28 protein-coding genes are annotated in these 22,296 nt (G+C 72.5%); 13 read left to right on the top strand and 15 right to left on the bottom strand.

Going from position 1 to position 22,296, the window contains the following annotated elements; translation table 11 throughout:
* Nucleotides 1-71 precede the first annotated feature (71 nt).
* Nucleotides 72-248 (top strand): hypothetical protein, encoded by a 177-nt coding sequence (locus tag U5640_RS25810; RefSeq protein WP_340378116.1) that lies wholly within the window; start codon nt 72-74, stop codon nt 246-248.
* Nucleotides 245-550, top strand: coding sequence for a helix-turn-helix transcriptional regulator (locus U5640_RS25805; RefSeq protein WP_340378115.1), 306 nt, complete (start codon nt 245-247; stop codon nt 548-550). Before U5640_RS25810 ends, U5640_RS25805 begins: the two co-directional genes overlap by 4 nt.
* Before the next feature lie 182 nt (nt 551-732).
* On the opposite strand, the gene U5640_RS25800 is transcribed toward U5640_RS25805, so the two are convergent.
* The 8 genes from U5640_RS25800 to U5640_RS25765 all read right to left on the bottom strand — a co-directional run bounded on the left by U5640_RS25800 (nt 733) and on the right by U5640_RS25765 (nt 7,936).
* Nucleotides 733-1,164: a hypothetical protein gene (locus tag U5640_RS25800; RefSeq protein WP_340378114.1), complete on the bottom strand. Its 432-nt coding sequence runs from the start codon at nt 1,162-1,164 to the stop codon at nt 733-735.
* 72 nt (nt 1,165-1,236) lie between these two features.
* Nucleotides 1,237-1,623: a toxin-antitoxin system, toxin component, PIN family protein gene (locus U5640_RS25795; protein ID WP_340378113.1), complete on the bottom strand. Its 387-nt coding sequence runs from the start codon at nt 1,621-1,623 to the stop codon at nt 1,237-1,239.
* Nucleotides 1,613-2,269: a DUF433 domain-containing protein gene (locus tag U5640_RS25790; RefSeq protein WP_340378112.1), complete on the bottom strand. Its 657-nt coding sequence runs from the start codon at nt 2,267-2,269 to the stop codon at nt 1,613-1,615. The genes U5640_RS25795 and U5640_RS25790 overlap by 11 nt, the downstream gene beginning before the upstream one ends.
* A 100-nt stretch (nt 2,270-2,369) precedes the next feature.
* Complete coding sequence (locus tag U5640_RS25785; protein WP_340378111.1) at nt 2,370-3,197, bottom strand: hypothetical protein; 828 nt, start codon at nt 3,195-3,197, stop codon at nt 2,370-2,372.
* A 348-nt stretch (nt 3,198-3,545) separates the two neighbouring features.
* Nucleotides 3,546-3,977 carry a prevent-host-death protein gene (locus U5640_RS25780; protein WP_340378110.1) on the bottom strand — a complete coding sequence of 144 codons (432 nt, stop codon included), beginning with the start codon at nt 3,975-3,977 and terminating at the stop codon, nt 3,546-3,548.
* 79 nt (nt 3,978-4,056) lie between these two features.
* On the bottom strand, nt 4,057-4,554 hold the full coding sequence (locus U5640_RS25775; RefSeq protein WP_340378109.1) for a hypothetical protein: 498 nt from the start codon (nt 4,552-4,554) through the stop codon (nt 4,057-4,059).
* A 53-nt stretch (nt 4,555-4,607) separates the two neighbouring features.
* On the bottom strand, nt 4,608-6,974 hold the full coding sequence (locus tag U5640_RS25770) for a PQQ-binding-like beta-propeller repeat protein (protein WP_340378108.1): 2,367 nt from the start codon (nt 6,972-6,974) through the stop codon (nt 4,608-4,610).
* 215 nt (nt 6,975-7,189) lie between these two features.
* On the bottom strand, nt 7,190-7,936 hold the full coding sequence (locus tag U5640_RS25765) for a VOC family protein (RefSeq protein ID WP_340378107.1): 747 nt from the start codon (nt 7,934-7,936) through the stop codon (nt 7,190-7,192).
* 133 nt (nt 7,937-8,069) lie between these two features.
* Here U5640_RS25765 and U5640_RS25760 point away from each other — a divergent pair, with 133 nt between their 5' ends.
* Nucleotides 8,070-8,705: a TetR family transcriptional regulator gene (locus tag U5640_RS25760; RefSeq protein WP_340385333.1), complete on the top strand. Its 636-nt coding sequence runs from the start codon at nt 8,070-8,072 to the stop codon at nt 8,703-8,705.
* Nucleotides 8,706-8,764: 59 nt separating this feature from the next.
* Here the strand turns inward: U5640_RS25760 and U5640_RS25755 are convergent, their stop codons facing one another.
* The gene (locus U5640_RS25755; protein WP_067251387.1) at nt 8,765-9,217 is read right to left on the bottom strand and encodes an Lrp/AsnC family transcriptional regulator; all 453 of its coding nucleotides are present in this window, start codon (nt 9,215-9,217) and stop codon (nt 8,765-8,767) included.
* Between the two features lie 82 nt (nt 9,218-9,299).
* On the opposite strand from U5640_RS25755, the gene U5640_RS25750 reads away from it, so the two are divergent.
* Nucleotides 9,300-9,920, top strand: coding sequence for a LysE family translocator (locus U5640_RS25750; protein ID WP_340378106.1), 621 nt, complete (start codon nt 9,300-9,302; stop codon nt 9,918-9,920).
* A gap of 87 nt (nt 9,921-10,007) precedes the next feature.
* On the opposite strand, the gene U5640_RS25745 is transcribed toward U5640_RS25750, so the two are convergent.
* Together U5640_RS25745 and U5640_RS25740 are read right to left on the bottom strand one after the other, a co-directional pair.
* Entirely contained in the window at nt 10,008-10,499 is a 492-nt protein-coding gene (locus tag U5640_RS25745; protein WP_340378105.1) for a nitroreductase/quinone reductase family protein, read from the bottom strand.
* A complete protein-coding gene (locus U5640_RS25740; protein ID WP_340378104.1) occupies nt 10,496-11,680 on the bottom strand; it encodes an acyl-CoA dehydrogenase family protein in 1,185 nt (394 codons plus the stop codon). Before U5640_RS25740 ends, U5640_RS25745 begins: the two co-directional genes overlap by 4 nt.
* Nucleotides 11,681-11,790: 110 nt before the next feature.
* Between U5640_RS25740 and U5640_RS25735 the strand changes: the two genes are divergently transcribed.
* The 7 genes from U5640_RS25735 (at nt 11,791) to U5640_RS25705 (ending at nt 16,636) form a co-directional block, all read left to right on the top strand.
* The gene (locus U5640_RS25735; RefSeq protein ID WP_340378103.1) at nt 11,791-12,957 is read left to right on the top strand and encodes an acetyl-CoA acetyltransferase; all 1,167 of its coding nucleotides are present in this window, start codon (nt 11,791-11,793) and stop codon (nt 12,955-12,957) included.
* A 112-nt stretch (nt 12,958-13,069) separates the two neighbouring features.
* A complete protein-coding gene (locus U5640_RS25730) occupies nt 13,070-14,038 on the top strand; it encodes an expansin EXLX1 family cellulose-binding protein (RefSeq protein WP_340378102.1) in 969 nt (322 codons plus the stop codon).
* A gap of 24 nt (nt 14,039-14,062) precedes the next feature.
* A complete protein-coding gene (locus U5640_RS25725) occupies nt 14,063-14,728 on the top strand; it encodes a pyridoxal 5'-phosphate synthase (RefSeq protein ID WP_340378101.1) in 666 nt (221 codons plus the stop codon).
* Nucleotides 14,729-14,833: 105 nt separating this feature from the next.
* Entirely contained in the window at nt 14,834-15,190 is a 357-nt protein-coding gene (locus U5640_RS25720; RefSeq protein WP_340378100.1) for a Scr1 family TA system antitoxin-like transcriptional regulator, read from the top strand.
* Between the two features lie 8 nt (nt 15,191-15,198).
* Entirely contained in the window at nt 15,199-15,393 is a 195-nt protein-coding gene (locus tag U5640_RS25715) for a hypothetical protein (RefSeq protein WP_340378099.1), read from the top strand.
* 107 nt (nt 15,394-15,500) lie between these two features.
* Nucleotides 15,501-16,307 carry a glycohydrolase toxin TNT-related protein gene (locus U5640_RS25710; protein WP_340378098.1) on the top strand — a complete coding sequence of 269 codons (807 nt, stop codon included), beginning with the start codon at nt 15,501-15,503 and terminating at the stop codon, nt 16,305-16,307.
* Between the two features lie 26 nt (nt 16,308-16,333).
* A complete protein-coding gene (locus tag U5640_RS25705; RefSeq protein WP_340378097.1) occupies nt 16,334-16,636 on the top strand; it encodes a hypothetical protein in 303 nt (100 codons plus the stop codon).
* Between the two features lie 2 nt (nt 16,637-16,638).
* Here U5640_RS25705 and U5640_RS25700 read toward each other — a convergent pair whose 3' ends face one another.
* The 4 genes from U5640_RS25700 to U5640_RS25685 form a co-directional block, all read right to left on the bottom strand.
* Entirely contained in the window at nt 16,639-17,505 is an 867-nt protein-coding gene (locus U5640_RS25700) for a GNAT family N-acetyltransferase (protein ID WP_340378096.1), read from the bottom strand.
* A 42-nt stretch (nt 17,506-17,547) separates the two neighbouring features.
* Nucleotides 17,548-18,150: a GNAT family N-acetyltransferase gene (locus tag U5640_RS25695; protein ID WP_340378095.1), complete on the bottom strand. Its 603-nt coding sequence runs from the start codon at nt 18,148-18,150 to the stop codon at nt 17,548-17,550.
* A 164-nt stretch (nt 18,151-18,314) separates the two neighbouring features.
* Nucleotides 18,315-18,734 carry an OB-fold domain-containing protein gene (locus U5640_RS25690; RefSeq protein ID WP_340378094.1) on the bottom strand — a complete coding sequence of 140 codons (420 nt, stop codon included), beginning with the start codon at nt 18,732-18,734 and terminating at the stop codon, nt 18,315-18,317.
* Nucleotides 18,731-19,180, bottom strand: a complete 450-nt coding sequence (locus tag U5640_RS25685) for a DoxX family membrane protein (RefSeq protein WP_340378093.1) — start codon at nt 19,178-19,180, stop codon at nt 18,731-18,733. The genes U5640_RS25690 and U5640_RS25685 overlap by 4 nt, the downstream gene beginning before the upstream one ends.
* A gap of 197 nt (nt 19,181-19,377) precedes the next feature.
* Between U5640_RS25685 and U5640_RS25680 the strand changes: the two genes are divergently transcribed.
* Nucleotides 19,378-20,556: an NAD(P)/FAD-dependent oxidoreductase gene (locus tag U5640_RS25680; protein WP_340378092.1), complete on the top strand. Its 1,179-nt coding sequence runs from the start codon at nt 19,378-19,380 to the stop codon at nt 20,554-20,556.
* Nucleotides 20,557-20,815: 259 nt separating this feature from the next.
* Nucleotides 20,816-22,276, top strand: a complete 1,461-nt coding sequence (locus tag U5640_RS25675; RefSeq protein ID WP_340385331.1) for an FAD-dependent oxidoreductase — start codon at nt 20,816-20,818, stop codon at nt 22,274-22,276.
* Nucleotides 22,277-22,296: the final 20 nt, after the last annotated feature.

The raw sequence follows: 22,296 nt of genomic DNA, 5'->3' as shown, positions 1-22,296 counted from the left end.
GTCCTGCCGGGTCGCGTCTCACAAGAACCTGACACTTACCCAGAATATTAGTTCATGCTAATTTTTTGGCTGTGGTCGAACCCTATGAGCTGCGGTTCTTTGAAGACGTGCTGGACTGGATCAAGACGCTCGCGGCCGATCGGCAGTGGGCAGCTTGGTATCCCAAGGCGGTCAGGGAAGCGGACGACAAGTACGCGGCTTACCTTGAGGCCCTGGAGCAGGAGAAGCAGGAAGGGCAGTGCAGATGAAACTCGGCACCATGGGCGACCTGACCGGCGACATCACCCCCGACAAGAGGGAGCGCATTGACGCCATCAAGGCGGAGATGGTCGACGCCGAGCGGGGCCATGAACTGGCCGCCCTCCGCAAGGCGCAAGGCTTCACCCAGGTGCAGGTCGCCCAGGCCATGGGGGTCACCCAGGGACGGATCAGCCAGATCGAGCGGGGCCTGGCCCGCCTGGACACCTCGACCATGGCCGCATACCTGCAGGCGATCGGCGGCGAGCTGACCATAACGGCCACCGTCGGGAACCTCTCGGTGAGGCTGTGAGGTAGGCGGCCTGGGTCAGGCCCGCCGCCGTACGGAGTCTGCGCGCCCGTGACCGAGCCGGAGACCGAAATGCCGTGCGGCGCCCCCTGTTCGGCGCAGGCGGCTGCCCAGGGCGCGCCGTCACCCTGCCTGGAGGGCGAGGAGAGGTGGGGTGACGCCCTGCGGGTACAGGCACAAGGGGCCTACGGCGGGGGCAGCACGCGTTCCCGGCGGTTGCGTTTGTCCAGGGCCCCGCCCGCCCAGATGCACCAGAAGACACAGCCGGCCATGAGCAGGAAGTAGGCCCCGAAGCCCACGTCGTCACCGATGAGCCACAGCGCCAGTGCGGGCGGCCCGAAGACGATCAGCGGGCCGACCACCCACCAGGACAGATAGGTGCGCAGTATCTCCGCACCGACGAGCGCCGTCTCTTCGTGCACCGCGTACCGGGTGACCGAGGTGCTGCCGTTGCCGTACTGCGTGTAGGCCGAGTCGCCGACGGTCAGGCGATGACGCCGCAAGGGGATCACCGGCAGGAAGAACAGCACGGCCCACTGCGTGGCGTAGTGGCTGCCGTCACGGTTCACATGGCTGTAGCCCCGATACGTGGTGCCGAATCCGTTCCAGGTCGACATCCTGCGCCCCTCCGCACCTCGACTGGCCTGAAGTGTCGCACAACTGGCGGGATTTGGGCGTAGCCTTCTCCGTCAGGGCCAGGTGCGCTCGATGCGGTCGCGTCGTACCGCGTAGGCCGCAGGACCGCCTCTGCCCACTGCCCGGTGGATCGCCTCACGGTGTGCGTCGAGCCGTTCGACCATCTCGACGCTGCGGAGCTGCTGGTTGTCGAGGTAGAAGAGCACCGCCTCACGCGCGCGGACCGGCTGGATCTCCAGGTCGCGGCTCTTGATCCGGCCGTCCTTCGAGAGCGGCACCCAGGACCGGTCGAGGCCGTGGGTGATCCATTCCTCGTCGGGCACGTCCTGTCCGTCGTCCGGGAAGACGTCCCCGATGCGGTGAACGGTCCAGCCGCACGCCCTCAGCCCTTCCGCAACCCGACGCCCGAGATTGCGGTCGAGGAAGAACTCAGGCGGCAAGGCGCACCACTGCCCGGCACAGCGCGTCGACCTGCTCGGGTGTCATGTCGAAGTCGTACGCGATGTCCTCAACGCTCTCCCCGGCCTCCCACAGGTCGGTGATCGCATTGACCGCGACGCGGTTGGCGGCGACGACCGGCCTCCCGTGACCGAACCTCGGGTCGATCACGACAGGGACGGACTCCGGGTACTGCCTGAGCCTCAGGCTGGAGGGGAAGTCGTCACCGGGCTCCCAGGTCAGATAGCGGAGGTAGTCGGAGACCACTTCGTGGATGGGGGCCTGACCGTCCCGGGCTCTGCGGAGATCCCCGAGTCCGTGCTCGACGAAGATGTCCACGCCGTCCGTCGCGATCCGTCTGGACACAAGACCGTACGGGGTCGCGAAGGCGTCCCGTACGGCTGCGGCTGCCTCTCTGATCTCGCTCATCCGGAGCCCGAGGGCACGCAGGGAACGGAGGGCGTGAGCCTCCGCCACCGCGATGAACGGCACGGAGGGCTGCCCCTTGCGCAGCGGTTCCACTTGGTGGACGAGGGGGGCTCCGGCGGCCCTGCCCTTCAGCCACGAGGTGAGCGTCGACTGAGGAATCCCCAGGTAGGAGGCCGTTTCCGTGGGAGTCAGAAGTCCGTCACTGAACCGGTCGACCATGCCCCACCTCCACCTGTTCGCGTGCCCGGATCCGGGTTTCGCATCGTCGCACATCAAGCCTCCCACCCGGGGCCGGACCGCACACCCGCCCGTGGGCGGCTCAGCAGGCCGCACGGAGACGATCCCCGGACCGGCATTCCCGGCAGGGGCCGGGCTCCGGCGCCCGGAAGGCGCGTTCGCAGCCGTCGCAGGTCTGGAAGGGGAGGCGGGCCGGGCGCTCCGTGCTCTCCGGTGCCGGAAGCGGCGGCGGTGCGGGCAGCGGGGTCTCGCGGAGGCGGAAGGCGAGGATGCCCGCCGGGCGGGAAAGGAAGTGGTCGGGGAGGCGTGTGGTCAGCATCGCGGTGATCTGGGAGGGCGCGACACCGGCTGCGAGCCATTGGTCGACGGCCGGTGCCAGGCTCACCGCCTCCCGTTCGGAGAGCACCAGGCGGGGGTCGACGCGGCGGAGAGAGGCCAGTACGGCGACTGCCGGTGAGGTCGCGTCCGGGAGTGCTGACGCCTTCTCCGCGCGGTCCGGGGCCGGGGTGTCCGTGACTGCGCGCGGCTTTCTCGGGCGGGGCGGAGTCGGGGTCTTGTCGGCGACCGGGACGTCGTAGAAGTACGTGCGGGTGCGGATGTGACCGGAGGGCGTGCGCTCGCGGCGGCGTTCCAGGTAGCCGGCCGCTTCCAGTTCCCTGAGGGCCCGCGAGATCAGGATCTCGCCCTCGTCGAAGTGGCCGCACAGGGCGGTGATCGTCACGGACGACCCGTCGGGGAGGGAAGCGATGTACGCCGCGACGCCGATCGTGACCGCGCTGCCGCGCCGCTGGGCAAGGGCGTTGGAGATCACGGTGAAGTCGGAGGTGAGGCGGGTGCGGACGTGGATCACGCCGGAGGTCGGGGGTCCGGCGGCGGCGCGGGAGGGCGCGTTAGACTGCGATTCAGCCATTGGGAAGGTGCTTCTTCCTGAACGGTGAGGCCCTCGTTCGGGATGCCAGTCCCGGCCGGGGGCCGTATGCGTCTGTGGTGGTCGCGGCGAACGTAACCGTCCGCAACCCGCGCCTGCAAGCCGGTCACTCGGACGAGTGAAGCGGGCCGCGCGGCCGGGGAGGGTGGGTGGGCGGGAGTTCTTTACCCCGGTTCTTTCAGGAGGTCAGCGACCCGCCGGACCCTCGCGGACAAGGGGCCGGTGGCTGTCCCGAAGCAGCCCGGGAAGGGCAGAGCAGATCGCCAGGCAATCGCCTTCGAGCTCGTACCAACTCGTCCTCGGTGACGTCCAGTCGGCCGCGAGGCCAGGTCACCGTGGGGCACCCACCAGCCAGTCGTGCAGTTGTCCGTCGTCGCTGAGGGCGATCAGCTGCACCAGGCCCCAGTTGTCCGCGTGGTTGGGCGCGGTCCGCAGCCTGTCCTGCCAGTCCTCGGCGTACTCGCGCAGGACCTGGACCATCTCTCCTATGGCTTCGTCGAACGTGGCCCCGTCGGCGGCCAGCGGCAGACCGGGCAGGAAAACGGACCAGCCGTTCGCCTCGGCGACCACCTCCGCCTTCGACGGGCACGCCAGCGACAGATAGTGGCGCAGCCGCTCCACGTCCACGACCGCCGAGCGGCCGGAATCGCGGCGTACGGTCGCCACGCGCCCCTCGTCGGCCGCGTCGAGGAGGTCCTTCAGGTGGGCGCGCGCCTGGGAGTAGCTCTCGTAGTGCACCGCGGCCATGGTCTGCTTCCTCACTCGTCCCTACCTCCCCAGGGTGCGCCTGGCAGCAGGTACGTCCAGTGCGTCACGTACGTGGCGTACCTGACGTACTCAGTCAGTCGGCGACCGGGGCGTACGGGTCCGGTTCGCAGTGGTCGACCTTGGCCGCGACCGACGCGCCGGACAGGGCCACCTGGACCGTCGTGGTGTCGTCCCCGGCGACGTACGCCTCCGCGGTCCGCTCCTCCAGCTCCCGGGAGCCGGCGTCGTAGAAGCGGACGGTGACGGTGAAGTGGTCGCCGGTGGAGTTCGGGTTGGTGAGCCGGAGCGTGGCGTACGGGTCGGACTCCGTCGCGCAGGTCAGCAGGTCGACCACGGCGTCCTGCCCGGTCGTGGCGGAGGAGCCGCCGGACGACGAGCCGTCATGGTCCTGGCTGGAGCTGCTGCACCCGCCGCCCCCGCCGCTGCTGTCGCTGTCGCTGCTGCCGCTCCGGTGCTTGCCGCTGCTCTTGCCGATGCCGTGGTGGCTCCCCGTGGAGAACCCCGTCAGTGCCAGCACCACCAGCACCGACACCGCCGCGAACCTGAACTTTCCGTACCCCCGTGTGTGCATGCCGCCAGCCTAGACAGGTGCTGGTGCGACGGCCGTCCCGGGACGGGGCGGCGTCAGACCGTGCGTGCCGTGCCCGTCCCCTTCTCCGCGTCCAGCGCGTACACACAGCGGTCCTTGCTGCACGCGTACACCACGCCGTCCCGGACCACCGGGGAGCCGGTGATCTCGCCGCCGGTGGCCAGCTTCCAGCGCAGGCGGCCGTCGTCGGCCTTGAGGGTGTAGAGCAGGTGGTCGGTGGAGCCGAAGTGGATACGGCCCGCCTCGACCGCCGGGGAGCCCACGATGTCGCCGCCCGCCTGGAAGCGCCACTTGGGCGTGCCGGTGACCGCGTCCAGGGTGTACAGGCCCTTGCCGCTGCCCACGTGGACATGGCCGGCCGCCACCAGGACGGGGTCGACGGAGGAGCGGGACTCCGTCGCGATGCGCCAGCGGTCGCGGCCGTCGGCGGCGTCGAGGGCGTAGACCGTGCCGAGGTAGTCGGCCAGGTAGACGCCACCGCCGGTGACCGCGGGGCCGGGGACGAAGGCGGGCGGGGACAGGAAGACCGCCGGGGCCTCGAAGTGCCAGCGCACCATGCCGCTCGCCACGTCGACGGCGATGACGCGGGTGCCGGCCGAGAGGTAGACGTGGCCGTCGGGGGCGGGGGTGACGCGGACCGGGACGCCGCCGCAGGAGGCCGCGTCGCCGATGGGGTAGGACCAGCGCTCGTCACCCGTACGCGCGTCCAGGGCCCGGAGCCGGGCGTCCTGCCAGACGAAGACCATGCCGTCGTGCAGGGCGGGGCCCGCCTCGGGCGATTCGAAGTCGCTCTGGCAGCCGGTGATCTCCCAGAGCTTCTGCCCGGTGGAGGCCTCCCAGGCCTGGACCCCGCCGCCCCGGGTGGCGGTGACGACCGTGCCGCGCTCGGCTCTGAGGCAGTAGACCCAGGCGTCGGTCTGGAGCCGCCACAGGTCCTGGCCCTCGCGGGCCTCCAGGGCGAACAGGGTGGGGCCGTCGGAGGCGTGGACGCGGCCGTCGGCGACCGCCATGGACCAGGCCACGTCCCGGGTCTTGAAGCGGCGCCGGCCGGTCGCCACGTCCAGCGCGTGCACCTCGAAGGAGGTGACGTAGACGAGGTCGCCGGAGACGGCCGGGGTGCCCCACACGTCGTTCGACATCCGGAACCGCCAGGGGCGCCAGCCCGCCGGGTGTCCGTCGGGGGCCGCCGCGGTCTGCGGGGCCGTGAGCGCGGTGTCGCCGCCCGCGCCCAGGGCGGGGCGGATCCGGGTCCAGTTGGCGACCAGGCCGGGCTCGGGCAGCGGTGCCTTGACGGCCGCGGTGGCGCGGACGTCGGCGACGCGCGGGCCGGGGCCGATCGGTACGGACGCGCCGGCCAGGCGCACCGGGCCGGTGTCGGGGGCGCCGACGGCGACGGGCACCGGGCCGCGGCCGAGGGCGGGCGCGGGCACCACGGGGTCGTGGGAGGGCGGCGGGGGCAGCGGCAGCGGGCCGCGCGGGCTCACCGGCGCCGGTTTGGGGGCGGGGCGGCCGCCGCGGCGGGTCTCGATGAGGGTGACCGCCTTCTCGGGCAGCCACGCCGAGGCCGTACCGCTGTCGTCGGAGCCGGAGCCGAACAGGTGCGGGGCGAGCTGGGCCTGGAGGTCGGCCGGGTTGGGGCGGGCCGTGGCGTCCATCTGCATACAGGACTCGATGAGCGGGCGCAGCTCGTCCGGGAGGCCTTCGAGGTCGGGGCCCTCGCGCAGCAGCATGAAGACCGTCTCGACCGGGTTCGCGCCGTGGAAGGGCGGGTGTCCGGTGGCGGCGAAGACGAGCATCGAGCCGAGGGAGAAGACGTCGCTGGCGCCGGTGACGCTGCGGGAGTCCTTGGCCTGCTCGGGGGACATGTAGGCGGGGGTGCCGACGGCGACGTTCGTCATCGTCAAACGGGTGTTCGACACACCGGAGGCGATACCGAAGTCGATCACCCGGGGCCCGTCCTCGACGACGAGGACGTTCGACGGCTTGAGGTCACGGTGGACGAGTCCCGCGCCGTGGATCGACTGCAGCGCCTCGGCGACGCCCGCCGCCAGCCAGCGCACGGCCTGGGCCGGCATCGGCCCGCACTCGTTCACTATCTCCTCGAGGGAGGGCGCGGGGACGTAGGCCGTGGCGAGCCAGGGCACCGCGGCGCGCGGGTCGGCGTCGACCACGGCGGCCGTGTAGAAGCCGGACACCGCCCGCGCCGCCTCCACCTCGCGCGTGAAGCGCACGCGGAAGAGCTGGTCCTCGGCGAGCTCGGTCCGGACCGTCTTGATCGCCACGCGCCGGCCCGACGCGGAGCGCGCCAGATAGACCAGCCCCATGCCGCCGGCCCCCAGCCGTCCCAGCACCTCGAACGGCCCGATCCGCCGCGGATCGTGCTGCGTCAGCTGATCCACCACTTGCCTGCCACCTCCCCGTACGGGCCACGTCACCCACTATGTGTACGCGACCGAAGTGCAGCGTCTCACCACCGCACCGCCATGGCGGCACGCACCCCAGATTCTTCCTGGCCGGGCGGCTGGTTGCGAACCCGGGGGCGATCGGGGTGTCTCATCTCATATACGGGCGAAACAGCATGCGGGACGGGGCGTGAGCGGGTACTCCAGTACGTGGTTCAACGCTGAAGCAGCGCGAACGACGCACCTTGATTGTCCGTGACGACCGCCACGATCCCGTACGACGCCGTGAACGGGCCCGCCTGGACCCGCCCGCCGAGCCGGCCGACCGTGCCCAGCGCCGCCTCGCAGTCCCGGACCCCGAAGTGGACCAGGAAGTGCGGCGGCATGACCTCCGGGAAGACGTCGGTGACCGGCACCCGGCCGAAGTCGGGCGCGGCGCCGGGTCCGAAGAGGGCCTCGTGGAAGAGGTGGCCGTAGAAGGTGTTCGCGATCTCGGTGTCCCGGGCGTAGAGCTGCGCCCAGGCGAAGGCGCCGGGGACGTGCCGGACGCCGAAACCGGGGTGGGCGACGGGCTGCCAGAGACCGAAGACGGCGCCCTCGGGGTCGGCGGCGAGGGCGGCGAAGCCCTGGCCGTCCACCGGGAACGGGGGCATCACCACCTGCCCGCCCGCCGACCCGATCCGCCGCACGGTGGCCTGGGCGTCGGGGGTGGAGAAGTACACGGTCCAGACGGTGGGCATCCGGCCGTCCGTCTTGTGGGCCAGGGCGGCGACCGGCCGGCCGTCCAGCAGGGCCCACACGGAGGCGGCGGACGCCTCCCGGAAGGTCCATCCGAAGAGCTCGCCGTAGAACCGCCTGCCCGCGTCCACGTCGGGAAGCTGCGCGTCCACCCAGCACGGGATGCCCTCGGGGACCGCCCCGGCGCCACCCTCTGTGTTCACCGATGCCCTGTTTTCGGCCATGCAGCCAAACTAACGGCGGTTCACGCAACGCGCAGACCAGCGCACCCTCCCTCCGTGCCCCTCGCACCCCATTTGCAGTCGGCCGAATCGCGCTCCGATCACCCCTCGGTAAGCTGACGGCATGACAGGACAAGTGCGTACCGTCGACGGCCGCGTGGCCGGCCGGCGCGGGCAGGCGACGCGGCAGAAGCTGCTGGACTGCCTCAGCGAGATGCTCAGCTCCTCTCCGTACCGGGACGTCAAGGTCATCGACGTGGCCCGGAAGGCGGGCACTTCGCCCGCGACCTTTTACCAGTACTTCCCGGACGTCGAGGGCGCCGTCCTGGAGATCGCCGAGCAAATGGCCGCCGAGGGCGCCGGGTTGACCGAGCTGCTGGAGGGCCGCTCGTGGGTCGGCAAGGCCGGCTGGCAGACGGCTCAGGAACTCGTCGACGGGTTCCTGGAGTTCTGGAAGAAGAACGACGCGATCCTGCGGGTCGTCGATCTCGGCGCGGCCGAGGGCGACAAGCGGTTCTACAAACTGCGGATGAAGATCCTCAACTCGGTGAACAACTCCCTGTCGGACGCGGTCGCCGAGCTCCAGTCCAAGGGCCGGGTCGACCAGGACGTGAACCCGGCCGCGGTCGCCGGTTCGCTGGTCGCGATGCTCGCGGCGGTCGCCTCGCACCAGAAGGGCTTCCAGTCCTGGGGCGTCAAGCAGGCCGAACTCAAGCCGAACCTGGCGCTGTTGGTCCATCTGGGCATCACCGGCAAGAAGCCGACGAAGTAGGTCTCCAGTCCTGTCTGGCGGGCGGTGGTTCCACGAGGGTGGGGCCACCGCCCGTGCCGCTATGCGGGCAGCGGCCGGTCCTTGACCACATGCTTCATCACCAGCGTCGACGTCAGCCGCTGCACCCCCGGCAGGGTCGCGAGCCGCTCGTCGTAGAGCCGCTGGAAGGCCGCGAGGTCGGCGGTCGCCACCCGCAGCAGATAGTCGGGCTCCCCGAAGAGCCGCTGGGCGTCCAGGACGTGTTCCAGCTCCCCCACCGCCCGCTCGAACTCGGCGACCGTGTCCCGGTCCTCCTGTCGCATGGACACGAAGACCAGCGCCTCGAAGGTCAGTCCGACGGCGGCGGGCTCCACCACCGCCCGGTAGCCGCTGATCGCCCCGGACCGCTCCAGCTCCCGCAGCCGCCGGTGGCAGGGCGAGACACTCAGCCGCACCCGCGCGGCCAGCTCGGTCACGGTCAGCCGCCCGTCCTGCTGAAGCTCGGCAAGAATCTTCCGGTCCACGTCGTCCATGAGGCAGATCTTCCCCCATTCTGCCGGGTTCTGAGAAAAGAACGGAAACACTTTCGACCGGATAACGCCTAATGTCCCCAACATGGACACGGGAACGCTGATTTCTTTCCTCGCGCTGGACCTGCTGCTGGTCTGTGTGCCGGGCGCCGACTGGGCCTATGTGATCTCCGCCGGGCTGCGCGGCCGTTCGGTGGGGGCGGCGGTGGGCGGCCTGGTGAGCGGCTACGCCCTGCACACGGCGCTGGCGACGGCGGGCCTGGCGGTCCTGGTCGCGGGCTCGCCCGCCCTGCTCACGGGGCTCACGGTGGCGGGGGCGGCATACCTCGTGCGGCTGGGCTGGGGGGTGCTGCGCCGGCCGGGCGTGCCGGAGGAGGGCGCACCCGTGGTCGAGGGCCGGGTCTTCCTGCGGGGCGCGACGATCAGCGGCCTGAACCCCAAGGGTCTGCTGCTGTACCTGTCGATCCTGCCGCAGTTCCTGGTGACCGGGGGCGGCGGGGGCGGGGCGCACCTGCCGGTGGCCGCGCAGACCGCCGTCCTCGGTCTGCTGCACATGGCGTGCTGCGCCGCCGTCTACCTCGCGGTCGGCGTGCTGGCCCGCGCGGTGCTGGGCGCCCGCCCGGCGGCGGCCCGGGCGGTCACCCGGACCTCGGGGGCGGCGATGCTGGGCATCGGCGCGTTCCTGCTGGTCCAGCACGCCTTCTAGGAGCTGCGGCCGCCTGTTCCAGGAGGCCCGTGGCCGCCCGTTCCAGGAGCCTGTGGCCGCCTGTTCCGGAAGCGTGTGGCGCCTGTTCTACGAGCCCGTGGTCGCCTGACCGCGGGGCACCAGGCGGAACACCCGGATCTCGCGCTCCACCCTCGCCTGGTAGGTCGCGTACGGCGGCCAGAAGGCGAGCAGTTCCCGCCAGACCGCCGCCCGCTCCTCCCCCGTCAGCAGATGGGCGGTCACGGGTATGTCCGTGCCCTTCCAGCTGATCTCGGCGTCGGGGTGGGCGAGGAGGTTGGCGGTCCAGGCGGGGTGGCCGGTGCGGCCGAAGTTGGAGCCGACGAGGATCCAGGTGCGGCCCGCGGACTCCGGCATGCACGCCAGGGGGGTGCGGCGCGGCCGGCCACTGCGGGCGCCGGTCGCGGTGAGCAGCACCCCGGGCAGCATCTGGGCGCTGAGCAGCACCTTCCCCCGGGTGAGCCGGTGGACGGCCCGGTCGAGGGCGGGCACGACATGGGGGGCGAGCTTGGCGAAGGCCCGGGTCGAGGACACCTTCTGCACCACACGGACACCGATCACACCGCCACCCCCGCGCCCGCGAACAGCCCGGACTCCTCGGCCGCATGGGCCCGCAGCCGGTGCGCCGGCCCGAACAGCAGCTCGTCGCCCGCGGCCCGCTTGAAGTACAGGTGCGCCTGGTGTTCCCAGGTGAACCCGATGCCACCGTGCAGCTGGATGCCCTCGGCGGCGGCGAGCCGCAGCGCCCCGAGCGCCTGGGCGAGCGCGAGCCCGCCGACGCGCTCTCCGCGTCCGGTCGCCCAGGCGGCGTAGTACGCGGCGGACCGGGCGGCCTGGACCTGGACGTACACGTCGGCCAGCCGGTGCTGCACCGCCTGGAACGATCCGATCGCGCGCCCGAACTGCTCGCGCTGCTTCAGGTACTCCACGGTCCGCTCCAGCGCCCGGTCGGCGGCTCCGACGGCCTCGCAGGCGAGGAAGGCCGCGGCGAACTCCCCGGTGCGGGCCAGTATTCCGGCCACCTCCGCCTCCTCCTGTCCCAGCAACTCCGCTTCAACGTACCGCAGTTGCACCCGCCCCTGCGGCCGGGTCGGGTCCAGGGCGGTCTGCCGGGTCCGCACGGCTCCGGCGGCGTCGCCCGCCACCAGGAACAGCAGGGTCCGCGACCGCACGAACCCCCCGGCGTGGGCGGCGACCAGGAGCAGTCCGGCGCTGTGCCCGTCGAGGACCTGGGCGGCCTCGCCGTAGAGCCGCCAGCCGTCCCCGGCGCGCCGGGCCTGCACCCCGCCCGCGCGTCCGCCGCCGGACCAGTCGCCGCCGCCCGGCCCGGTGAGGGCGAGCGCGGTGGCGAGGGCGGGCGCGGGGATCGCGAGGGCGGCGGTGAGGGTGCCGTCGGTGAGGCGGGGGAGCAGCCGGGCGCGCTGGGCGTCGGTGCCGAGGGCGAGGATCAGGGGCGCGGTGAGGACGGAGGTGGCGAGCAGCGGGGTGGGGGCGAGGGCCCGGCCCGTCTCCTCGGCGGCGAGGGCGAGGTCGGTGCGGGGGCAGCCGACACCGCCGTACGTCTCGGGGACGGCGAGGCCGGGCAGGCCGAGTTGTTCGGCGAGGGTGGTCCACAGGGCTCGGTCGTGGCCGGCCGGGGTGTCGAGGGCGGCCCGCAGTTCCTCGGGGCCGCAGCGTTTGTGGAGCAGTTCCCGCAGGGTGCGGCGGATCTCGTCCTGCTCGGCGGTGAGGCGGGGGTCCATGGGTTCCCTCCGGATCTGGCTTCCCTCCGGATCTGGCACTTCCCTCCGGATCTGACGGTCCGTCATATTAGGAGCGCCGGATCGAGATGCACAGAGGAAGGTGGCCCCTCATGACCTCGGGGACCCGGAAAGTGGCTGTCGTCGGCGTCGCGCTCTCGGACTGCGGGCGGGTGGACGAGGCGACCCCGTACGCCCTGCACGCCCAGGCGGCCCGCCGGGCGCTGGCGGACGCCGGGCTCGACCGGTCGCGGGTGGACGGTCTCGCGTCCGCCGGGCTCGGCACGCTCGCCCCCGTCGAGGTGGCCGACCATCTGGGCCTGCGCCCCACCTGGGTCGACTCCACCTCGGTCGGCGGCTCCACCTGGGAGGTCATGGCGGCGCACGCGGCCGACGCGATCGCCGCCGGGCACGCGAACGCGGTCCTGCTGGTCTACGGTTCCACGGCCCGCGCCGACATCCGGGCCGGCCGCCGCACCGGCACCTTCGCCTTCGGCGCCCGCGGCCCGCTCCAGTTCGAGGTGCCGTACGGGCACACGCTGATCGCGAAGTACGCGATGGCGGCCCGCCGGCACATGATCGAGTACGGCACGACGATCGAGCAGCTCGCGGAAGTCGCCGTCCAGGCGCGGGCGAACTCGGCGCTCAACCCGGAGGCGATGTTCCGCACCCCGGTCACGGTCGACGAGGTGCTCTCCGGGCCGGTGATCGCCGACCCGTTCACCAAGCTGCACTGCTGTCTGCGCTCCGACGGGGGCGCGGCGGTCCTGCTGGCGGCCGAGGAGTACGTACGGGACTGCCGTACGGCGCCGGTGTGGATCCTCGGCACCGGTGAGCACGTCTCCCACGCGAGCCTGTCGGAGTGGGAGGACTTCACGGTCTCCCCGGCGGCGGTCAGCGGGCGGCTGGCCTTCGGGCGGGCGGGGGTGCGGCCGTCGGAGATGGACTTCGCCCAGATCTACGACGCGTTCACCTACATGACTCTGGTGACTTTGGAGGACCTGGGCTTCTGCGCCAAGGGCGAGGGCGGGGCGTTCGTGGAGAAGGGCCGGCTGACGGTCGGCGGGGAGCTGCCGGTGAACACCGACGGGGGCGGGCTGTCGGCCCAGCATCCGGGGATGCGCGGGCTGTTCCTGCTGGTGGAGGCGGTCCGGCAGCTGCGGGGCGAGGCCGGGGAGCGTCAGGTACGGCGCCCGGACGGCGCGCCGCCCCGCCTGGGCGTGGCCTCGGGGACCGGGGGGTGGTTCTGCTCGTCGGGGACGGTGGTGCTGGGGCGGTGAACCCGGGCGGCTGCACCGCCGTATGAAATCACGGCAACCTTTGGGGGGTCCGTGGCAACTGACGGTCGGATACTCCCGTCACGGGAGCCCCGCCCGACCGAAGGACTCACCTGTGACCACCCCTTCACACCGCCGTCGCTCCCGCCCCCGGCGCCACACCGCGCCGCTCGCCGCCGTCGCCGTCGCCGCCGTGGCGCTCGTCGTGTCGCTCGCCGTGGCCTTCCGCCCGGGTGGCGGGACCAACGACGCGCCGGACGCGGCCAAGGCCGTCGTCGGCGCCCGCACGAGCGCACCGCCGACGCCCGGCACGCCCGCGCCCTCCGGGTCGCCGAGCCCCTCCGCCGGCTCCGCGAGCCCGACGGCCCGGACGTCCGCGTCCCCCTCGGCCACCGCCGACGCCACCCCCTCCGCGGCCGCCCGCGCGAAGGCCACCACCGCCACCGCCCCGAAGACCTCCACGACGGGCTCCCTGGCCGGCCGGATCCGCCCCGGCACCACCTACCGGGGCGTCGCCACCTCCTACGACAGCAACGGCGACGGCGCCTGCTTGTTCGGCCCCAGCTCCGACGTGATGAATGCGGCGATGAACACCGCCGACTACGAGACCGCGAAGGCCTGCGGCGCGTTCGTGGCCGTCCACGCGGGCGGCAAGTCGATCACCGTGCGGATCACCAACGAGTGCCCGGCGCCCTGTCAGCCCGGCCAGCTCGACCTGAGCCAGCAGGCCTTCGCCAAGCTGGCGCCGCTGTCGGCCGGCCGGATCGCGATCACCTGGAACCTGGTCAGCCCGGCCACCGCCGGCACGATCTCGATCCGCTACAAGACCGGCTCGAGCCAGTACTGGTGCGGCGTCCAGGCCATCGGCCACCGCAACCCGGTGGCCCGTCTGGAGGTCCGTACGGGCGGCGGCTGGAAGCGGCTGGAGCGCACCGCGTACAACTACTTCCTCTCCGAGCAGGGCGCCGGCTGCGGCGCCGCGATCCGGCTGACCGACATCTACGGCCAGCAGCTCACGGTCGACGGCATCGCCGTGAAACCGAACGTCGTGCAGTCGACGAGCGCCCAGTTCGCCCGGCACTGAGCGGCGGGGCCGATACTCGGGGGCATGGCTACGGATCTCCATGAGCTGCTGCGGTCACTGCGGGTGTGGGACCCGGAGGTGACGCGGCTGCCCCCCTTCGACCCGGAACAGGTCCCCGGCACCCCGGTGGACCTGTTCGCCGCCTGGTTCGCCGAGGCGGTGGCGGCGGGCGAGCGGGAGCCGCACACCATGACCCTGGCCACCGCCGACGAGGAGGGCCGGCCGGATGCGCGGATCGTGATGCTGCACGGCGCCGACGCCACCGGCTGGTCCTTCGCGACCCACGCCACCAGCCGCAAGGGCCGCCACCTCGCCGCCCGCCCGTACGCGGCGCTCACCTTCTACTGGCCCCGGCTCGGCCGCCAGGTCCGCGTGCGCGGCCCGGTCGCCTCCGCCCCCTCCGGCGAGGCCCAGGCGGACCTGCACGCCCGCTCCACCGGCGCCCTGGCCGCCGCCCTGACGGGCCGCCAGAGCGAGCCGCTCTCCTCGCCGGAGGAGCTGGCGGCGGTGTCCCGGGCGGCCTGGGAACAGGCCCAGGCCGACCCGACGGCCGAGTCCCCCACCTGGACCCTGTACCGGCTCCACCCGCAGGAGGTCGAGTTCTTCCAGGGCGAGGAACGGCGCCGGCACGTCCGCCTGTCGTACGTCAGGGACGGCGCGGGCTGGTCACGGCAGCTGCTCTGGCCCTGACAGCGGGTGATCAGGCGGCGCGCTCTTCGAACACCAGGGTGGTGGGCCCGTCGGAGACGACGTGCAGGTCGACCGTGACCTGCAGTGCGGTGGCCGGCCGGACGAGTGCCCTACCTCGCGTACGTCCACGAGGCGGCGCTCCGTATGCGGTTCGGCGGCACCGAGACCACCCGGGACCAGCTCAAGTACCTCGCGGAACGGTCGGAGCAGGACGGCATCGACGTACGGGTCATCCCCGTGCACGTCAGCGGCTTCCCCGGAGCAGGCCACGCCATGCTCTACGCGCACGGTCCCGTAGCCCGCCTGGACACCGTCCAGTTGGACTCCGCCCATGGACCCGTCTTCACCGACGCCGAGGCCCAGCTCACGAAGTACCGTGCGCACCTGGACTGGATGGACGACGCGGCGCTGCCACCCGCAGCCTCCCGCGACCTCATCCTCGACATCGCCCGCGAACTCTGAGGACGGCCATGCGAACCGAGATCACCTGGGAAAACCCCTACTGCGGCGAAGGCAACAACTGCTTCCGCATAGGCACCGACCCCGCAGGCAACGCCTACATCGCCGTCGCCGGGCAGGAGGACAGCCCCCTTACCGACACCCGGGAAGCCCTCCGCGCCCTGATCCTGGAGATCAAGGCGGGGAAGGCCGACCACCTGCTGTAGGTCCGTTCGGCCGCGTCCGGATTGCCGCCGCGCCGGTGACCCTCTGTGATGATTCATGACTTCCTGTGGGCTGTCCCGGCCCTCGGACGAATCTCGCGGAGGTATCAGTGACGTTCCGTCGATGGAGTGCGACCCTGGTCACCACGGCCGGGCTCGCCGGGTCCGTGCTGCTGGGCGCACCCTCGCCCGCCGCCGCAGCCGACCGGCCCGCGACCACGCCGTTGCCCGTCGCACGGGCGGACGCCAAGGGCAGGACGACGCAGGGGTACGGGGACCCGGCGCCGCACGGCCAAAGCTCCGGGCGGGCGTCCTGTCTGGGCCTGGTGCCGTCGCCGTACCCCTACGCGCACACGCCGTACTACTGCAACGACTGGCGATTCGGGCCGGCCCGGCTGCCCGACTCCGGGCTCATCGGCGCCACCCTCCGGGGCTACAACCGGTTCGGTACGCTCACGCCCGTGGAGTTCCTGAACAAGTGGTGGGACCCCACCGCGGACCACGGCCAGGGCGACTGGAAGTACTCGTCGATCCCGGACGACGGCTTCGACCACACCAACCAGGGCGTGCCCATCGCGACGGAAACGGTCCTCCCGGTCGGGCAGTTGCTGGACCGCTTCGGCAACGAGTTCGGCAAGTTCCTCGCGCCGGCCGGCGCCACGTACGCGGAGCGGTCCATCCCGCCGTCCGGCCTCGACACCCAGGACCCGCGTTTCCCTTACAACTACCACCTGTACCGGGTGAAGAAGCCGACGCTGGTCTGCGCCGGCCCGACCGCCCCCGCCTTCGAGCAGCCGGGCCAGGGGGTGCAGTACGTGACCTCGGTCGCGTCGCAGGCGACGTACTGCACGAACGTGAAGACCGGCGCCACGGTGAGTTCCCTGATCAACAGCGGCAATCTGGAACGCGCCAACTGACGCGGGACACGAGGAGGGGCCGGGGCATGGACCGGCACGGACTGTGCGAGGCGCTGCGCGCGGCGGGTGTCCCCGCCGGGCTGTACGAGATCCCCGGCTGCCCCGCCCCACCCGGCACCCCCCGGCCGGAGGACCGCCTTTACCTGGAGGAGGACGCGGACGCGGGTGACTGGGTCGTCGGCGTGCGACAGCGCGGGGCCCGCACCGTCCTGGAGCGGTTCCCCGACGAGGACCGGGCCTGCCGGGGCCTCCACGCCAGGCTGACCGACCCGGGGCCGCCGTCCGTGCCGCTCACCGCCGAGGAGCGGGCGGGGCTGCCCGACCCCTGAGGTCACTCCGCGAAGCGGTACACCGTGAAGTCCGCCACCGGGCGGTAGCCGATGCGCTGGTAGAGGCCGTTGCTGGTGGGGTTGGCGAGGTCGGTGAACAGGAGCACCTCACGGGCCCCCGCGGCGCGGGCCGCGCGGCTGACCGCGGCGGTCGCGGCGCCCGCGTAGCCCCGGCCGCGCAGGTGGGCGGGGGTGTAGACGGTGGTGACCCGCACCTGGCCGGCCACTTCCGGGGTGACCACGGCCAGGGAGACGGGGGTGCCGTCCGGGGTCTCCCAGAAGAGGGCTCCGCCGTGGGCGATGCGGGCGTCGGCGAGCGCGCCGGCGTCCTGGAGCTGGTGTTCGCCGATGCTCGCGCCGAACTCCTCGTACCAGCTCATGAGCCGGGCACGGTCGGTGGCGGCGGCGGTGGCGATCCGCGGGGCGCCTTCGGGCCGGGGCTCGGGGGTTGTCAACTCGCCGAGCTGATAGAGGCGTTGCTTCTTCCACAGGTCCGCCCCCGCGCCGGTGTGCCGCTGCCAGACGTCGGCGAAGGCGTCGGCCGTGGCGCGGTCGGCGGTGACGCCGGGCAGGCGGTGTCCGGCGGACGCCAGCCGGACGGCGAGGGCGTCCGCCTGTTCTCCGGTGAGGGAGGTGAGATTGATCCAGTACGGCGGAGTGTGCAGGGACACCGCCCGCACCGCGCCGCCCCGCTCCAGCACCCCGAAGAGGGGGGCCTCCTCGCCGTAGACGTGCAGCCCCCTGCGGCGCAGGTTGTCGAGCACGGTCAGGTGCACGGTGTGCAGCGCGGGACTCGATGCGAGGAAGTCGCCCGCGCGCCGGAGGAAGGTGTCGAGGTCATGCGTGAGGTGCCAGTCGTCCGGTCGCATGCCCCGCATGATGGCGCACCCCGCGACCGCCCCGCCCCCGATTTACGGCCCCTGCGGCTCCGGGTCCGTCGCCAGGCGTCCGTGCAGGTGGACGTCGCGGAAGGCGTCGCGTCGGCCCTCCTCCCACATCGCCCCGCGCACGGTCCCCTCGGGGCGGAACCCGCACCGCTCGGCGACCCGGCAGGAGCCCCCGTGGCCGAGGGCGTGGCCCAGTTCCAGCCGGTGCAGGCCGACCTCGTCGTAGGCCCAGCGGGCGGCGAGCAGCAGGGAGCGGGTGGCGATGCGCCGGCCGCGCGCCTCGGGCAGTACCCAGTAGCCGACCACGGCGTTGCTCAGTACCCGGTCGATCGCGTTGACGGAGATCTGCCCGAGGACCGTCCCGTCGTCGGCGTCGGTGACGCAGAAGGTCATCGCGCGCCCGGCGTCCGTGTCCGCGGCCTTGGCCGCCAGCGACTCCCGGGCACTCGCGGTGTCGGTGACCGCCCTGATCGGGGTGTTCCAGCGCCGGAACTCCGGGTCGGTGTGCCCGCGCAGCCAGGCGTCCACGTCGGTCTCGGACGCCGGGTCCCAGGGGCGGAGCGTCAGACCGTGGCCGTGTATCTCCGGGGGGTGCGGGACGGTGCCGGGGTCGTTGATGCCAGTCATCCGGCCATTCAACACCGGCCGTCCAACACCGGCCGTTCGACGTCGGCCCTTCAACGTCGGCCCTTCGACGTCGGCCCTTCGACGTCGGCCCTTCAACATCGGCCCTTCGACGTCGGCCCTTCGACGTCGGCCCTTCGACGTCGGCCCTTCGACGTCGGCCCCGGCTACCGGCCGTCCGCCACCGGCCGTCCGCTACGGGTTACCGCCGCCCGGAACACCGGGACGCCCTCCCGGAAGGTCACCTCCAGCTCCATCCCCGCCCGTGGCTCCCCCTCCCCCACCAGCTCCGTGGACATCCGGGGCCCCTCGGCGAGGTCGACCACCGCCGCGACGTACGGTGTCCGCTCCCCGAACGGGGGCAGGTCGTTGCGGTGGACGACCGACCACGTGTAGAGCGTGGCCCGACCGCCGGCGTCCTCCCAGGTCACGTCCTCGCTCCAGCAGTACGGGCAGAACTCGCGGGGGTAGTGGTGGGCCCGTGCGCAGGCCCCGCAGCGCCGGATCAGCAGCCGGCCGTCGGCGGCCGCGTCCCAGTACGCGCGGGTGAAGGCGTCGGCCTCGGGAAGGTCGTACCGCGCGCTCACCGGAAGAGCCCCAGGGCGTCGTCCACCGACCAGGTCTGCCAGGCCATGCCGCCCAGCGCGACGACCGAGATCAGGGCCATCATCCCGTTCTGCCCCTGCTCGGCCCAGTCGTGGATCATGAGGACGAGGTAGATCAGGTTCAGGAGGAGGCTCGCGGCCAGGGCGACCGGCGTCAGGAAGCCCGTGACCAGGCCCAGGCCGAGGGCCAGTTCGGCGTAGACGACGACGTACGCCATGAGTCGCGGCCGGGGCTTCACCACGGCCTCGAAGCCGGACCGTACGGCGCTCCAGCGGTGCTTGGCCGCCACGTCCGCCGCCCAGGCGATGCCGGAGCCCTCGAACCAGCTCTTCTTGTCCTTGTGCCGCCAGCTCTCCAGCCACCACAGGCCGAGTCCGATCCGCAGCACCGCCAGCCACTGGGCACCGTCGAGCCAGATCGCATCCATGGATCTGACGGTACGTCAGATAACCGGATGCGGGAAGACCACGGCCCTCGCGCCTCCCCGCGGCCCTCGCGACCACGCACAACCCAGTGGCCCACGCCACAAGTTCCCCGCACAACTCCCCCAAGCGTGATCGATCCGCAACCAATTCCGGTCTTGACCGAGACCCACCGATCCCGGGCGTGATTACGCTCGCGCTCATGGAAGACTCCGCACCGCCCGCGATCACCACCGCGAACCCCGCCGACCGCCCCGTCTACGTCGTCGGCGGCGGCCCCGGCGGACTCGCCGCCGCGTACGCCCTGCGCGCCCAGGGGGTACGCGCCGTCGTCGTGGAGAAGGCCGACCGCGTCGGTGCGTCCTGGAGCCGCCACTACGACCGGCTGCATCTGCACACCACCCGCCGCCTCTCCGCCCTGCCCGGGCTGAAGATGCCGCGCCGGTTCGGCCGCTGGGTGACCCGCGACAACATGGTGCGGTACCTGGAGAAGTACGCCGAGGTCCATGAGCTGGAGATCGTCACCGGCGTCGAGGTCTCCCGGATCGAGCGCACCGCGGACGGCACCGGCTGGCTGCTGCACGCCACCGGCGGCCGGGAACTGACCGGTGCCGCCGTCGTCGTCGCCACCGGCTACAACCACACCCCGTTCCTGCCCGACTGGCCCGGCCGCTCCGCCTTCACCGGCGACCTCGCCCACGCCGGCGCCTACCGCGACGGCAAGCCCTACACCGGCCGGGACGTCCTCGTCGTCGGCGTCGGCAACACCGGCGCCGAGATAGCCGTCGACCTCGTCGAGCACGGCGCCGAGCGGGTACGGCTGTCCGTGCGCACCGCCCCGCACATCGTCCGCCGCTCCACCGCCGGCTGGGCCGCCCAGTACACGGCGATCCTGGTACGGCGCCTGCCCGTCGGCCTCGTCGACCGGCTGGCCCGCCCGATGGCGAGGCTCAGCGTGCCGGACCTCTCGGCGCACGGCCTGCCGCGCCCCGACACCGGGCTGTACAGCCGGGTCAGACAGGGCGCGATCCCGGTGCAGGACGTCGGTCTGATCGACGCGGTCCGCAAGGGCCGGGTGGAGGTGGTAGCCGCCGTCGAGTCCTTCGAGGACGGCGGCAAGGTCGTTCTCGCCGACGGCACCCGCGTCACCCCGGACGCCGTCGTCGCCGCCACCGGCTATGTCCGCGCTCTGGAGGGCCTGGTCGGCCACCTCGACGTCCTCGACGAGCGCGGCCTGCCGCTCGCGCACGGCCCGCGCGCCCCGAAGAACGCGCCCGGCCTCTACTTCACCGGGTTCACCACCCCCATCAGCGGCACCCTTCGCGAACTGTCGATCGACGCGGAACGCATCGCGAAGGCCGTGGCCCACCATCTCCGCTAATTTCCGTTACTCCCGGTAACTCCCCTCGTTCTGCTGCCAGTTACACGTGTGCCAGTTGTGCCGAGGGCGTTGTCGTGCGCCCTCGCGCGGAGCCAGAATGTGAGACCTGTTCACCTTTCTGCTCGGCCCCCTCTCCGCCCCCTCTCCACGGAGGACGCACGTGGCACGTGAAAGACACCTCTCCCCCCGCTCCGGCACCGACACCGGCTCCGGTTCCGGTTTCGGTTCCGGTTCCGGTTCCGGGCTCTCCCGCCGCTCGCTGCTCGGGCGCACCGCCGCCGTGGCCGCCGGCGCGACCGCCCTGTCGGCGACCGCCGTCGGCCCGGCCGCCGCGGCGGCCACCCGGGACGTCGACGTCGCGATCGTCGGTGCCGGCCTGGCCGGACTCACCGCGGCCCGCGACCTGGTGGCGGCCGGGAAGACCGTCGCCGTACTGGAGGCCCGCGACCGCGTCGGCGGCCGGGTCCTCAACCTGTCGCTGGCGAACGGCGGGGTGACCGAGGGCGGCGGCGAGTTCATCGGCCCCACCCAGGACCGCATCAAGGCCCTCGCCGACTCCCTGGGCGTGGCCACCTTCGCCACCTACAACACGGGGAACAACCTCCTCTACAAGGACGGAAAGAAGACGGCGTACGCCACCGACGGCCTGCTCGGCTCGGTCCCGCCGGTCGACGCCGCCGGGCTCGCCAACGCCGCGATCGTGCAGGCCTCGCTGGACGACATGGCCAAGACGGTGCCGGTCGACGCGCCCTGGACCGCCGCCAAGGCGCAGGAATGGGACCGGCAGACCTTCGAGAGCTGGCTGCGCGCCAACGCCGTGATCCCGTCGGCCAAGTTCCTGCTGGACGTGGCCTGCACCTCGATCTTCTCGGCCGAACCCCGGGAACTCTCCCTGCTGTTCGTCCTCTTCTACATCGCCGCCGCCGGCAACGAGTCCACCGTCGGCACCCTGGAACGCCTGACCGAGACCGCGAACGGCGCCCAGGAACGGCGTTTCGTCGGCGGCTCCCAGCAGGTGCCGATCAAGCTGGCCGCCACGCTCGGCGACCGGGTGGTGCTGAACGCCCCGGTGCGCACGATCGCCCTGTCCGGCGGGAAGTACGTCGTCACGGCCGACGGCATCACCGTCACCGCGAAGAAGGTCGTCGTCGCCGCGCCCCCGCCGCTCGCCGCCCGGATCACCTACGACCCGCTCCTGCCGGCCGGTCGCGACCAGCTCACCCAGCGGCTGCCGATGGCCTCGGTCGCCAAGGCGATCGCGATCTACGACACCCCCTTCTGGCGGGCCGACGGCCTCAACGGCCAGGTCGTCAGCGACACCGGCGTGGTCAGCTCCACCTTCGACAACTCCCCGCCCGACGCCTCCTACGGCGCGCTGATGGGCTTCATCGAGGCCGACGAGGCCCGTGCCCACGACGCGGCGAGCGAGGCCGAGGTCAAGGCGGCGGTGCTGAAGGACTACGTGACGTACTTCGGCGCGAAAGCGGCCTCCCCCACCTCCTTCGTCCTGCAACGCTGGAACAACGAGGCCTACACCCGCGGCGGCCCGGTCTCCATCGCCGCGCCCGGCGTCCTGACCCAGTACGGTCCCGCCCTGCGCAAGCCGGTCGGCGGCATCCACTGGGCGGGGACCGAGACCTCGACGTACTGGATGGGCTTCATGGACGGCGCCGTCCGCTCCGGTGAGCGGGTGGCCAAGGAGGTACTGGCCGCGCTGTAGGGCCACGGACCGCCGCCGGC

The sequence above is a fragment of the Streptomyces sp. SS7 genome, from assembly GCF_037993025.1.
GTDB lineage: Bacteria > Actinomycetota > Actinomycetes > Streptomycetales > Streptomycetaceae > Streptomyces.
The sequence above is the reverse complement of the archived record's forward strand: the minus strand, read 5'-3'. Positions and strand labels throughout refer to the sequence as shown.

Bases quoted from the DNA above. Each gene is read 5' to 3' on its own strand.
- U5640_RS25725 (WP_340378101.1), top strand. From the start codon at position 14,063: ATGGCTACGGATCTCCATGAGCTGCTGCGGTCACTGCGGGTGTGGGAC.
- U5640_RS25790 (WP_340378112.1), bottom strand. From the start codon at position 2,269: ATGGTCGACCGGTTCAGTGACGGACTTCTGACTCCCACGGAAACGGCC.
- U5640_RS25700 (WP_340378096.1), bottom strand. From the start codon at position 17,505: ATGCGACCGGACGACTGGCACCTCACGCATGACCTCGACACCTTCCTC.
- U5640_RS25685 (WP_340378093.1), bottom strand. From the start codon at position 19,180: ATGGATGCGATCTGGCTCGACGGTGCCCAGTGGCTGGCGGTGCTGCGG.
- U5640_RS25735 (WP_340378103.1), top strand. From the start codon at position 11,791: ATGACCTCGGGGACCCGGAAAGTGGCTGTCGTCGGCGTCGCGCTCTCG.
- U5640_RS25715 (WP_340378099.1), top strand. From the start codon at position 15,199: ATGCGAACCGAGATCACCTGGGAAAACCCCTACTGCGGCGAAGGCAAC.
- U5640_RS25800 (WP_340378114.1), bottom strand. From the start codon at position 1,164: ATGTCGACCTGGAACGGATTCGGCACCACGTATCGGGGCTACAGCCAT.
- U5640_RS25705 (WP_340378097.1), top strand. From the start codon at position 16,334: ATGGACCGGCACGGACTGTGCGAGGCGCTGCGCGCGGCGGGTGTCCCC.
- U5640_RS25740 (WP_340378104.1), bottom strand. From the start codon at position 11,680: ATGGACCCCCGCCTCACCGCCGAGCAGGACGAGATCCGCCGCACCCTG.
- U5640_RS25680 (WP_340378092.1), top strand. From the start codon at position 19,378: ATGGAAGACTCCGCACCGCCCGCGATCACCACCGCGAACCCCGCCGAC.
- U5640_RS25805 (WP_340378115.1), top strand. From the start codon at position 245: ATGAAACTCGGCACCATGGGCGACCTGACCGGCGACATCACCCCCGAC.
- U5640_RS25775 (WP_340378109.1), bottom strand. From the start codon at position 4,554: ATGCACACACGGGGGTACGGAAAGTTCAGGTTCGCGGCGGTGTCGGTG.
- U5640_RS25765 (WP_340378107.1), bottom strand. From the start codon at position 7,936: ATGGCCGAAAACAGGGCATCGGTGAACACAGAGGGTGGCGCCGGGGCG.
- U5640_RS25750 (WP_340378106.1), top strand. From the start codon at position 9,300: ATGGACACGGGAACGCTGATTTCTTTCCTCGCGCTGGACCTGCTGCTG.
- U5640_RS25755 (WP_067251387.1), bottom strand. From the start codon at position 9,217: ATGGACGACGTGGACCGGAAGATTCTTGCCGAGCTTCAGCAGGACGGG.
- U5640_RS25785 (WP_340378111.1), bottom strand. From the start codon at position 3,197: ATGGCTGAATCGCAGTCTAACGCGCCCTCCCGCGCCGCCGCCGGACCC.
- U5640_RS25695 (WP_340378095.1), bottom strand. From the start codon at position 18,150: ATGACTGGCATCAACGACCCCGGCACCGTCCCGCACCCCCCGGAGATA.